Annotated in this window: 11 protein-coding genes; 3 read left to right on the top strand and 8 right to left on the bottom strand. The window is 70.2% G+C overall.

The window, feature by feature from the left end; translation table 11 throughout:
* The first annotated feature begins 114 nt into the window (after nt 1–114).
* Both JYG37_RS32575 and JYG37_RS32580 read left to right on the top strand, forming a co-directional pair.
* Nucleotides 115–810: a PIG-L family deacetylase gene (locus JYG37_RS32575; RefSeq protein WP_050014001.1), complete on the top strand. Its 696-nt coding sequence runs from the start codon at nt 115–117 to the stop codon at nt 808–810.
* Nucleotides 789–1,712, top strand: coding sequence for a glycosyltransferase family 2 protein (locus tag JYG37_RS32580; protein ID WP_050014002.1), 924 nt, complete (start codon nt 789–791; stop codon nt 1,710–1,712). The genes JYG37_RS32575 and JYG37_RS32580 overlap by 22 nt, the downstream gene beginning before the upstream one ends.
* 17 nt (nt 1,713–1,729) lie before the next feature.
* On the opposite strand, the gene JYG37_RS32585 is transcribed toward JYG37_RS32580, so the two are convergent.
* Nucleotides 1,730–3,097 (bottom strand): sigma-54-dependent transcriptional regulator, encoded by a 1,368-nt coding sequence (locus JYG37_RS32585; RefSeq protein WP_213346705.1) that lies wholly within the window; start codon nt 3,095–3,097, stop codon nt 1,730–1,732.
* 343 nt (nt 3,098–3,440) lie between these two features.
* Here JYG37_RS32585 and JYG37_RS32590 point away from each other — a divergent pair, with 343 nt between their 5' ends.
* Entirely contained in the window at nt 3,441–4,478 is a 1,038-nt protein-coding gene (locus JYG37_RS32590; protein WP_124679602.1) for a sigma-54 interaction domain-containing protein, read from the top strand.
* Between the two features lie 27 nt (nt 4,479–4,505).
* Here JYG37_RS32590 and JYG37_RS32595 read toward each other — a convergent pair whose 3' ends face one another.
* The 7 genes from JYG37_RS32595 to JYG37_RS32625 are packed head-to-tail and all read right to left on the bottom strand — an operon-like array spanning nt 4,506 to nt 11,828.
* The gene (locus tag JYG37_RS32595) at nt 4,506–5,456 is read right to left on the bottom strand and encodes a glycosyltransferase (protein WP_050014005.1); all 951 of its coding nucleotides are present in this window, start codon (nt 5,454–5,456) and stop codon (nt 4,506–4,508) included.
* Nucleotides 5,446–6,534: a glycosyltransferase family 9 protein gene (locus tag JYG37_RS32600; protein ID WP_213346706.1), complete on the bottom strand. Its 1,089-nt coding sequence runs from the start codon at nt 6,532–6,534 to the stop codon at nt 5,446–5,448. Before JYG37_RS32600 ends, JYG37_RS32595 begins: the two co-directional genes overlap by 11 nt.
* The gene (locus JYG37_RS32605) at nt 6,531–7,532 is read right to left on the bottom strand and encodes a glycosyltransferase family 2 protein (RefSeq protein WP_213346707.1); all 1,002 of its coding nucleotides are present in this window, start codon (nt 7,530–7,532) and stop codon (nt 6,531–6,533) included. Before JYG37_RS32605 ends, JYG37_RS32600 begins: the two co-directional genes overlap by 4 nt.
* Nucleotides 7,532–9,274, bottom strand: coding sequence for a carbamoyltransferase family protein (locus tag JYG37_RS32610; RefSeq protein ID WP_213346708.1), 1,743 nt, complete (start codon nt 9,272–9,274; stop codon nt 7,532–7,534). Before JYG37_RS32610 ends, JYG37_RS32605 begins: the two co-directional genes overlap by 1 nt.
* A 3-nt stretch (nt 9,275–9,277) precedes the next feature.
* Complete coding sequence (locus tag JYG37_RS32615; RefSeq protein ID WP_213346709.1) at nt 9,278–10,480, bottom strand: glycosyltransferase family 9 protein; 1,203 nt, start codon at nt 10,478–10,480, stop codon at nt 9,278–9,280.
* Nucleotides 10,477–11,088: a D-glycero-alpha-D-manno-heptose-1,7-bisphosphate 7-phosphatase gene (locus tag JYG37_RS32620; protein WP_213346710.1), complete on the bottom strand. Its 612-nt coding sequence runs from the start codon at nt 11,086–11,088 to the stop codon at nt 10,477–10,479. The genes JYG37_RS32615 and JYG37_RS32620 overlap by 4 nt, the downstream gene beginning before the upstream one ends.
* A complete protein-coding gene (locus JYG37_RS32625; RefSeq protein ID WP_124593727.1) occupies nt 11,079–11,828 on the bottom strand; it encodes an SDR family oxidoreductase in 750 nt (249 codons plus the stop codon). The genes JYG37_RS32620 and JYG37_RS32625 overlap by 10 nt, the downstream gene beginning before the upstream one ends.
* Nucleotides 11,829–11,941 lie beyond the last annotated feature (113 nt).

The following is an 11,941-nucleotide window of genomic DNA, read 5'->3' on the forward strand; positions in this document are numbered from 1 at the left end:
GGACAGTCGACGGCGGCCGGCGGGGGCGCCGCGAGTGGGCACGACACATGCTGACCCGCATGTTGGCCGATGCGCACCGGCGGCCCAGCCGCTCACGATGGAGATCTTCACGCCATGCCCGATCCGACACGCTGGCTCGTCGTCTCGCCGCATCTCGACGATGCCGTCTTCAGTTGCGGGCAACTGCTCGCGCAGGCGCCCGGCTCGATCGTCGTCACGGTCTTTGCGGGGGTGCCGCCGCCCGGCACGCCCGCGCCGCCGTGGGATCGCCGCGCGGGGTTTCGCCACGCCGACGAAGCCATGCGCGCGCGCCGCGACGAAGACCGCCGCGCGCTCGCGCTGCTCGACGCACGCCCCGTGTGGCTCGACTTCCTCGACGATCAGTACGGCGTGCCGGCCACGTCGACCGCGATCGCGGCGCGCGTGGCCGACGTGATCGACGCGCACCCCGGCTTCGGCGTGCTCGCGCCGGCCGGCCTGTTCCACCGCGATCATCTGCAGGTGCAGGAAGCCATGCTGTGGCTGCTGCGTGACGACGATGCGTCGCACATCTGGCGCTTCTACGAGGACGTGCCCTATCGCCGCATCGAAAGGCTGATGGCCACGCGCGTGAGCGGCTGGCGCGAACGCGGCTGGATCGCGCATCCGGTCGCCGCGCCGGCCGGCAGCAAGACGGACGGCGTCGCCGCGAAAGCCGCCGCCGTCGATGCGTATGCCAGCCAGGTGACGCTGCTCGAGCCTCATATGCGCGCCGCGCTCCGCGAACCCGAAACGATCTGGCGACTCGAATGCGACGTCCCGTCCGTGTAACGCCCGCGCGCGCCGCGCTGCCGCCGGCCGAGCCGCGCGTGACGGCCGTCGTGCTGACCTGCCGACGCACCGCCGAACTCGCACGCACGCTCGACCACCTTTGCGCGCTGCCGGACCGGCCGGCGATCGTCGTCGTCGACAACGGAGCCGACGCCGAGACGGCCATGCTGATCCGCGAGCGCTTTCCGTATGTCGCGCTCGTGCATGCGCCGGGCAACCTCGGCGCGGCCGGCCGCAATCTCGGCGTCGACGTCGCCCGCACGCGCTACGTCGCGTTCTGCGACGACGACACGTGGTGGGCGCCCGGCTCGATCGCCGAAGCCGCGAACCTGCTCGACGCGTATCCGCACGTCGCGGCCGTCACCGCGCGCGTGCTGGTCGGCCCCGGCGAGCGCGAAGACCCGACCTGCCGACTGATGGCCGACAGCCCGCTCGACGCGCCCGTCGCGCTGCCGGGCAGGCCGATTCTCGGGCTGCTGGCCGGCGCGACCGCGTTCCGGCGCGACGCGTTCGTGCACGCGGGCGGCTACCACCCGCGCTACTTTCTCGGCGGCGAGGAAGCGCTGCTCGCGCTCGACCTGACTCGCGCGGGGCACTGGCTCGTGTATGCGCCGCGCCTCACCGTCCATCACTACCCGTCGACGCAGCGCGACCGGCCAACGCGCGAGCGCACCGCCGCCCGCAACGCGGTGTGGACCGCGTGGCTCAGATGGCCGGCCGCCGCCGCGTGCCTGCATACGGTGCGCATGCTGCCGCTGCTGCGCCGTGAACGCGCGATCGTGCGCACGTTCGCCGGGCTGCCGTGGATCCTGCGCGAACGACGCGCGATCCCGCCGCACGTCGAACGCATGCGTCGCCGCCTCGAGCGCGACCCGCGCCGCGAGGCCGGAACCGAAACATGAACGCGAGCGTAGCGGCATCAGGAATCGGGCTTTTCCGCTTCGTCTTCCAGTTGCGCGAGCCGGTTGTAGATCGTCTTCAGGCTGACGTCGAGCACCTCGGCCGCCTGCGCCTTCACGCCGCCGCATTGCGCGATCGTGCCGAGGATCAGCTTGCGATCGACTTCCTCGAGCGGCGTGCCGAACGGCACCGTCACGCGATCCTCGTGCGAATCGACCACGCTCGACAGTTCGTCCATGATCGGCGGCGGCAGCGTGTCGATCACGTCGGCATCGGTGAAGATGCTCGCGCGCTGCACGAAGTTGCGCAGCTCGCGCACGTTGCCTGGCCATTCGTAGGTCTTCAGCGCTTCGCGCGCGGCCGGCGAGAAGCGCAGATTGCGGCCGCTCTCCTCGTTGTAGCGCTGCAGGAACGCATCGGCGAGCATCGGGATGTCGTCGCCGCGTTCGCGCAGCGACGGCAGCGGGATCGGGAACACGTTGATCCTGTGGAACAGGTCGGGCCGCAGCTTGCCGTCGGCCATCGCGGCTTCCGGATCGCGGTTGGTCGCGGCGACGATGCGCACGTCGACGTCGATCTCGCGCGTCGAGCCGAGCCGCGTGACGCGCCCGGTTTCCAGCACGCGCAGCAGCTTGACCTGCGATTCAACCGGCATTTCGGTGATTTCGTCGAGAAACAGCGTGCCGCCGTCCGCGCGTTCGAAGAAGCCCTTGTGCTGGCGTTCCGCGCCGGTGAAGCTGCCGCGGTCGTGGCCGAACATCTCGCTCTCGACCAGGTTCGCGGCGATCGCGCCGCAGTTGACCGCGAGGAACGGCCCGCGGCGGCGCAGGCTGAGGTCGTGCACCGTCTGCGCGGCGAGCTCCTTGCCGGTGCCCGATTCGCCGGTGAGCAGCACCGACGCTTCGGTACGCGCGACGCGACCGATCGCGTCGTACACGGCCTGCATCGCGGGCGAGCTGCCGAGCATGCGGCCGAAGCGGCCGAGGCGCTGCAGCTCCGAACGCAGCTCCGCGATTTCCTCGTGCAGCGCGCTCGTGCGCGGCACGCGCGCGAAGATGCTGTTCAGCCGCTGCATGTTCAGCGGTTTCACCAGATAGTCGGTCGCGCCGCGCCGCAACGCATCGATCGCGGTTTCGAGGCTCGCGTGGCCGGTGGTCAACACCATTTCGCAATGCGCGCGCTTGGGCAGCGCGTCGAACAGATCCATCCCGTTGCCGTCGGGCAGCACGAGGTCGCACAGCACGAGATCGGGGGTATGCGTCGAGACGAGCGTGCGCGCTTCTTCAAGCGTCGCGGCCGTATCGCACGTCAACTGCTGCGTGCGTGCGAGCGTGGCGAGCATCGTTCGCGTGTCGGCGTCGTCTTCGACGATCAGGACGTAAGGCATCGAGGCTCCTGTTGATGCGGCCCGGCACATGCGTCGGCCGGTACCGCGACACGTGCAGCGTCATGCACGTCACAAAGGCCTCGACGGCATTTTCAACGCTGCACACGAATGGGCAGACAAGCTGTCCTGCACTGAAAACGCGTGCTTAGCAGTATAGAAGAAGGGTGTCGTGCATTCGTCGCTCATCGAATAAATCTATCTGCCGGCGCGAACCGCATTGCCAGATTCAATGTCGATGAAGCGGTATAAAAGGTATCCTGAATACGTAAATAACGACGCATGCTACGCCGTTTTTACCTGGTCACGACACATTCGGTCAAAACTTCCCAACCGGTCATACTCCATGTCGAAATCCGACGATGACGGCACGCGACTGTTCGGCCGTTCGAGAACCATTCAGGACCTGCTACTGAAAGTGTCGCGCGTCGCCGCCACCCGCGTGAGTGTGCTGGTGGTTGGCGAAAGCGGAGCGGGCAAGGATATCGTCGCCCGCCTCATTCACGATATGAGCCCGCGCCGGCGCGGCCCGTTCGTGCCCGTCAATTGCGGCGCGATTCCGAAAGACATCGCGGAGTCGCACTTGTTCGGTCACGAAAAAGGCAGCTTCACGGGCGCCGTTGCACAACATGTGGGCATGTTCGAAGCCGCGCGCGGCGGCACGCTGTTTCTCGACGAAATCGCCGAGATGCCCCTCGAATTGCAGGTCAAGCTGCTGCGCACGCTCGAAACCAACACGATCGTGCGCGTGGGCGGCCACGACGCGATTCCGCTCGACGTGCGGATCGTCGCGGCCACGCATCACGATCCGGTCGAGGCCATGCGCAACGGCACGCTGCGCGAAGACCTGTTCTACCGGATCGCGCCGATCGCGCTGCACGTGCCCGCGCTCAGGCAGCGCGAGGACGACGTCGGCGACATCGCGCTGCAGATCGTCGAACGGCTGAACGCGCGGCACCGCACGAGGAAGCGCCTGTCGACGCAGGCGATGAAGGCGCTGCGCGCCTACACGTGGCCCGGCAACGTGCGCGAACTGCGCAATGCGCTGGAGCGCGCGTTCATCCTCGCCGACGAGCAGATCGAACTGCAATTGCCGCGCCGCCCGCCGCCGCGCGAGGAAGTGCGTCACAACGCGATGACGCTGCATATCGGCACGACGCTCGCGCATACGCAGCAGCGCTTCATCGTCGCGTCGCTGCGGCATTTCAACGGCGACAAGCCGCGCACCGCGAAAGCGCTCGGCATCAGCCTGAAAACGCTGTACAACCGCCTCGCGCTGCTGCCCGAAAGCGAGCGCAATGCGGTGAGCGGCAGCGCGCCGGCGGCGCCGAATGCGTCGAACGGCAACGGCGCGCCGAGTTCGCCGCCCGCGCCGCCTCCGTGAGCGCGGCGGGTCGCGCCGCGGCCGCCGTCACGCCGTCACGTCCCGCAGCGCGGCATCCCAGTCGCGCGCGAAGCGCTCGATGCCGAATCGCTCGCACGCGTCGCGTTTGGCCGCCGCGCCCCACTCGCGCGCGAGTTCCTGATCGCGGATCAGCGTCCGCATCGCGTCGATCAGCACGGCCGGCCGCGTATCGGCCACGCCGTTGCTGCCGGTCTTCACGAGTTGCGCCATCTCGGTCGTCGCGAGCGCGACGATCGGCAGCCCGATCATCATCGCCTCGATCACCGCGAGCCCGAGGCTCGTGTAGCGAATCGGATTGAAGAAGAACCGGTAGTGCGACAGGAACTGCGGCAGCGCCGGGTTCGGCACTTCGCCGATCCCGCCGAGTTCGGTCGAGCCCATCCCGACCAGGTCGATCGGCACGCTGTGCCGCACGACCTCGAACAAGTCCGCGCCGAGGCGCCGGCCGCGGCGCGCGAGGTTGTTCACGACGGCCACGCCCTTCGGCAGCGTGCCGCGATACTCGACGCCTTCCGGCACCAGCACGCCGTGCTCGATCACGCGCGTCGGCGTCACGCCGTTGTCCCACATCAGCGCGTTGAACGGCGTCACGTGCACCAGCAACACGTTCGGGTCCTGCACCGGATGCAGCGTGTCGGTCGGATGCTCGCGCGGCGGATCGTGCTCGACGAACAGCGTCGGCAGCGCGCGCTGCGCTTCGCTCAGCAGCCGCAGGCGGTCGTGCTGGTAGTGCTTCACGTGCTGATACAGCACGCAGTCGAATTCGGTGTCGCGCACGCACTCGGCCGGCACCTCGTGCACGTTGTCGCCCCACGGCAGGTGGCCGACGCGGCCCGCATAGCCGGGCGGATGCTGCGGCTTCGTCACGATGTAGAAATCGTGCGGCGCCTGCGACAGGTAATACAGATAATTGCCATGCACGTGCCAGGTCAGCACGCGCAACCGCTTAACAGACATGACGTCTCTCCTCCGCGAGCAGTTCGCCCGCCCGGTCCATCACGTCGCCGACGCCGATCGCGGTCGCGCACTCGTGCCCGTACGGGCAGGTATCGAACATGCACGGCCGGCACGCCGGGTAGTTCGCGAGCACGCGATGACGTTCGGCGTCGAGCGGCGCCCAGCGGGCCGTATCGCTGCCGCACGCGACGACGATGCTCGGCGTGCCGAGCGCCGCCGCGACATGCGATACGCCCGTGTCGTTGCACAACAGCAGCCGCGCGCGGGCGATCAGCGCGGCCAGCGCGCCGAGCGGCGTGCGGCCGCACAGGTTCACGCACGGCCGCCCGAGGTGCTCGGCGAACGCGCTCGCGAGCCCCAGTTCCGCGCGCGTGCCGGTCAGCACGATCTGCCAGCCGTCGTCCGCGAGCTGCCGCGCGGCGAGCGCGAAGCGTTCGACGGGCCAGCGCCGCGACGCCATCCGCGCGCCGGGATGGACGATCACGTAGCGGCCGGGATCGAGCGCATGTTCGTCGCAGAGCACGTGCCACAGCGCGTAGTCGAGGCCGCCGAGCGGGAATTCGAGGTAGTCGCCCCAGTCCGCGTAGCCGAGCTTGCGCGTGAGCGCCAGATAGCGCGCCACTTCGGGTTCGTCGTCGCGCCATACGAGCGCGCAGTCGAGCGTGGTCGTGCCGCCGTCGGCCGGCACGAAGCCGGCCGTGCGCGTCGCGCCGAGCGACGCGACGATCGCGTTCGACTGCTCGCCGCTGCCGTGCAGCTGGATTGCGAGATCGAAGTCGCGCGCGTGGCATTCGGCGATGAACGCCTCGCGCGTGGCCGCATCGGGTTCGGGCTGTTCGCTGAGCCCCGGCGCGCCGGGGAACGCGATGAAGCTGTCGATGTAATCGGAAAAGCGCGATGCGAACTCGCGCGCCCACGGCAGGCCGATCAGCGTGATGCGCGCGTCCGGTTCGCCGCGCCGCAGCGCGCGCAGCGCGGGCACCGCGCACAGCATGTCGCCGAGCTGAAGCGCACGGAACACCGCGATCCGCTTCGGGCCGTGCAGGCCGTCTGAATCGACGCTGGGATCGAGCTTCATAGGAATAGCACTCTGAAGTGAAGTGCGCCGCGCATGCGCCAATACAGCGACACGGGCGGAATCGCGATGGACGTGACGATCATCTCGGCCACGTGCGACGCCGTGAGCTGCGTGCCGCGCAACCGTTTCGCGCAGAACCCGGCGGTCGTCGCGGCCCACACTGCCGCGCACACGATGGCCGGCGCCGGCCAGCCAGCGGCGAAACAGCCGATCGCGCCGAGCGCGGCGAGCACGGCCGCGTAGTAATGCCACGGCGGCACGGGCCGGATATGACGCCGGTACGTCGCGCGGTGCTTCTTGTACAACAGCGCATCGAAATACACCTTCGACTGCGCGCCGATGCTCGATCCCCAGCGCGCGGGGCGCACCGGATGCACGATGCGCGCGGCGTCGGCGTCGACGATCGGCCCCGCATGCTCGCGCAGCGCGAACATCAGGTCGGCGTCCTCGCGCCACGCGCGCGTGAAGCGTTCGTCGAAGCCGCCGATGCGTTCGAGCGCCGCGCGCCGCACGAAGCAGTTGGCGGTTGCGAATTCCGCATGCGCGAGCCCCGCCGCGTCGCGTTCGTAGTCGGTCGGGCGCGGCCGCAACGGCACGTCGATCCGGCCGGCGGCCGCCGCCGACGACGGCGCGGCCTGCAGCGCGGCCGCGCCGTTGCGCAACCAGTCCGGATCGGGGATCGTGTCGTCGTCGGTGAACGCGATCAGCGCGCCGCCCGCGCTGCGCCAGCCGACGTTGCGCGCGCCGGCCGGGCCTTGCGTGTCGGGCGCGGTCATGTAGCGGATCACCGGCACGTCGGACGCGCGCGCGCGGCACGCATCGACGACGGCGCGCGCGCTGCCGGCCGGGTCGTCGTCCACGACGACGATCTCGTAGGTGGTCGGATCGAACACCTGCGCGCATAGCGCGTCGAGGCAGCGTTCGAGCAGATCGGGCCGCCGGTAGGTCGGCACGACGACCGACACGACCGGCGGCAGCTGCGTGTCGCGCATGTTCATCACGGCTTCTCCAGCAGGAACGGGCCGATCACGAGCGCGTCGAGCGGCGACGTCCAGAAGCATTCGATCGCGTCGCGCGGCGAGCACACGATCGGCTCGCCGCGCGTGTTGAACGACGTGTTGACGAGCACCGGCACGCCGGTGAGCGCGTCGAACTCGGTCAACAGCGCATGCAGCAGCGGATGCTGCGTCGCGTCGACGGTCTGCACGCGCGCGGTGCCGTCGATGTGACGCACGGCCGGAATTTTCTCGGCGCGCTCGGGCAGGACGTCGTACACGAACAGCATGAACGGCGCGCGCAGCGGCGTGCGCCGGCCGCCGCTGAACCAGTGATGCGCGCGATCCTCGAGCACGACCGGCGCGACCGGCCGGAAATCCTCGCGATCCTTGATCCGGTTCAGCTTGCGTTGCATGTCCGGATCGATCGGCGACGCGAGGATCGACCGTGCGCCGAGCGCGCGCGGGCCGAATTCCATGCGCCCCTGGAACCAGCCGATCACGCGGTTCGCCGCGAGCAGCGCGGCCGTCTGCGCGGCGACGTCGGCGAGCCGCCGGTACGGCAGCTGCGCTTCCTTCAGGAACGCCTCGATCGCGTCGTCGTCGTAGGCCGGCCCCAGGTACGCATGATCCATCCGCCAGCCGCCGCGCGCGCCGCGCATCCGGAAGTCGGTCCATAGCGCGGCGCCGAGCGCGGTGCCCGCGTCGCCGGCGGCCGGCTGCACCCACACGTCGTCGAACGGGCCGCGATCGCGGATCTTCGCGTTCATCACGCAGTTCAGCGCGACGCCGCCCGCCATCGCGAGCTGCCGCTCGCCGGTCTCGGCGGCCAGCCAGTCGACCGCCTGCAGCGTCGTCTCCTCGAGCACCCGTTGCAGCGCGTGCGCGATGTCGCAGTGATGCGGCTCGATCGGGCCGCCGCGTTCGCGCGGCGGGCCGAACAGTGCCGCGAGATCCGCGTCGCGCACGTCGTAGCGCCCTTCGCCGCGATACTGCACGAGCTTGCGCATCTCGTCGGCGAACACCGGCTTGCCGTACGACGCGAGCGCCATCACCTTGTATTCGTCGGACGAGTGCAGGAAGCCGAGATAGCGGGTCAAGCGCTCGTACAGCAGCCCGAGCGAATGCGGCAGGTTGACCTGCCCGAGCCGCCGGTACGATCGGCCGTCGAACACGCCGTAGCTCGTCGTCGCCCGTTCGCCGCGCCCGTCCATCGTCATCACCGCGCAGCGTTCGAACGGCGCGGCGAGAAACGCGCTCGCCTCGTGCGCGAGATGGTGCTCGATGAAATGCCAGCGGAACGGCCCGTCGTGCGTGACGCCGCGAAAGCGCCGCTGCAGATGATGCGGCACGCCGCCCGCGAGCTGGCGCGGCGCGTTGACGATCGACGACAGGAACAGCGGATGCCACGGCGACGCGCCGTCGTCGCGCGGCGCATGCGCGGACGGCGACAGCGGCAGGGTCAGCGCCGGCGCCGTGCCTTCGCGGTCGAGTTCGAACCACGGGTCGTACGAATACGCGACGTGGTCGACGTCCGCGAGCGTGATGCCCGCTTCCGCGAGGCAATAGTCGATCGCGTGGAAAGGCAGCTCCCAGGTCGAGAACGGCACCGGGCGCTTCGCGTGCTTCACGTGCGTGAAGCGTTCGTCCTCGGCCGCCGCGATCACGACGCCGTCGCGCACGATGCACGCGGCGCTGTCGTGGAAGGCGGCGTTGATGCCGAGCGTATGGATCGGATCAGGCATGCGTCAGTTCCTCGTGATGACGTGCGCGAACGGAATCACGTTCGATGCGTGCGCCGCGACCGGCTCGTCGTCGTGCGCGGCAGCCCGCGCGGCCGTGCGTTGCGCATGGCGCGCGCTGCCCCGCAGCAACGCGTGCACGGCGGCGGCGACGTCGTCGACGCTCACGCCGCGCAGGCACGGATGGCCGGGCTGGTTGCACACGCTGCGGTAGCAGTTGCGGCACGGCACGTCGACGTTCAGCACACGGTGCGGCACACGCCACGGCGTGTGCTGCGGATTGGTCAATGCATACAGGTCGACCACCGGCGTGCCGAGCGCGGCCGCGAGATGCACGGGGCCGCTGTTGTTCGACAGCAGCAGGTCGGCCGTCTCGATCAGCGCGCCGAGTTCGCCGAGCGGCAGCACGCCCGTGAGCGGCACCGCGCGCGGGCCCGCCCGTTCGCACACCGCGTCGACCAGCGCGCGTTCGTCCGCGCTGCCCGTCACCGCGATGCCGTCGAACAGCGGCGCGACCGCGGCGGCCGCTTCGCCGAAACGCTCGGCCGGCCAGCGCCGCGACGCGGCGGTCGCTCCCGGATGGACGACGAGCCAACGCAGGCGCTCCGCCGCCGGGCGGCGTGCACCGCCGAAGCGCTGCAACGCGGCTTGCAGGCGCGCGTGCACCGCACGGCGCGCCGCGTCGCCCGGCTCGAACGCCATCCGCCAGTCCGCCGTCTTCGCGCCGACGGCACGCACCAGCGCGAGCTGGCGCGCGACCTCGTGGCGCACGTGCGATGCCGGCTCGGTTTCCGGCACGCGGTCGGTCAGCAATTCATACGGGTTCTCGCGGCAATGCGCGAGCCGCAGCGGGATGCCGGCGAGCCAGCACATCATCGCGGCGGGCAGCGGATTCTGGCTGTAGACGGTGAAGATTACGGCCGCGTCGAAACGGCCCGCCAGCAGCCGGTCGATCATGTCGAGATCGGCCACCGGATCGCCGCGCACGTCGGGATGCTTGACCCATGGCGCGTCGTAGCTCCACACGTCGTCGACCATCGGCAGATGCTGCGCGAGCGCGGCGCCCGTGCGCGACGTCAGCAGCGTCAGCTGGCGATCGGCGCCGCTCTCCTTCAGCGCGCGCAGCGCGGGCGTGGTCATCAGCACGTCGCCGATGCTGTCGAGGCGCACGCACAGGATGCGGCGGGCGCGGCTCCAGGCCGTGCTCATTGCCGCACCCACGAGCCGTGCCGACGCGCGGCTTCGCGCACGACGATGTCGGCGGCGAGGTCGATGCGATCGACGACGTGATGCGGCGTGCGCGCGGCGTTGAGCCGCCACTCGGTCTCGTTGCCGCAGTCGACCAGGATCGTGCCGCAGCGCGCGGTGCGGCCGGCCTCGACGTCGTCGAGGATGTCGCCGACCATCCAGCTCCATTCGGGCGCGGCGCCGAGCGCGGCCAGCGCGCGGCGCAGCATGCCGGGGCGCGGCTTGCGGCAGATGCAGTCGCAGGTGTAGCGCGGCACGCTGCCCCTCGGGTGATGCGGGCAGTAAAAAAAATCCGCCAGCGTCGCGCCGTTCGCTTCGAACAATTCGGCGAGGCGCTGGCGGACCGCGCCAAGCTCGTGTTCGGTAAAGCGGCCGAGCGCGACGCCCGGCTGGTTCGACACGACCGCCAGCGGCATCCCGGTCGCGCCGAGCGTGCGCAGCGCGCGCGCTGCGCCCGGCGCGAGGCGCATGCGCGCGGGATCGACGTTGTACGGCACGTCGTCGAGCAGCGTGCCGTCCTTGTCGAGCAGCACCGCGCCGGGCAGCCGGCGTTCGCGCTTCAGGGCCATGACGTCTCCTTCATCGGCAGCACCATCAGCTCCGGCACCACGGTGCCCGGCGGCTGCGTCAGCACGAAACGCACGGCGGCCGCGACGTGCTCCGGCGGCTGCAGCGTGTCCTCGTCGATGTCGGGAAAACGGTCGAGCAGGAACGGCGTGCGCATCCCGCCCGCGACGATCGCCGACACGCGCACGCCGCTCGGCCGCAGCTCGGCATGCAGCGCGTGCGACAGGCCGAGCAGCCCCCACTTCGTCGCGTGATACGCGGACGCGTTCGGCCACGCACGCTTGGACGCGGTCGACGCGATGTTCACGATATGGCCGTCGCCGCGCGCCTTCATCATCGGCACGGCCGCGTGACACATCAGGTACGGGCCGAACAGGTTCGTCATCAGCACCTGCTGCCACGCGTCGACGCTCACGTCGTCGATCGGCGCGGTCACGTCGATCGCCGCGTTGTTGACGATCACGTCGAGGTCGCCGAGCGATTCGCGCGCATCGTGCACGACCTGCAGCACCGATGCTTCGTCGCGCACGTCGAGCGGCCGGCCCACCGCCTGCCCGCCGTGCCGTTCGAGCCGCTGCGCGACGGCTGCCGCGCGGTCCCCGTCGAGATCGGCGACGACCACATGCGCGCCGTGCTGCGCCAACTCTTCGCAAATGGCTTCGCCGAGACCGCGGCCGCCCCCGGTCACGAGTGCGGTCCGGCCGGCGAGCGGCGGTTTGGCTGGATCGTGAGTCGCGTTCACCTGCACCTCCTGTCGATGTCGGAAAGCAATCCGGCTGACGGCGACACTTGTCGCGACAACCGTCCGTGCAGGAGATACAGCGAAAACCGTGCCGGCCTGCGCGCGCCCGCGCC

This window comes from Burkholderia sp. LAS2, assembly GCF_018417615.1.
GTDB lineage: Bacteria > Pseudomonadota > Gammaproteobacteria > Burkholderiales > Burkholderiaceae > Burkholderia > Burkholderia sola.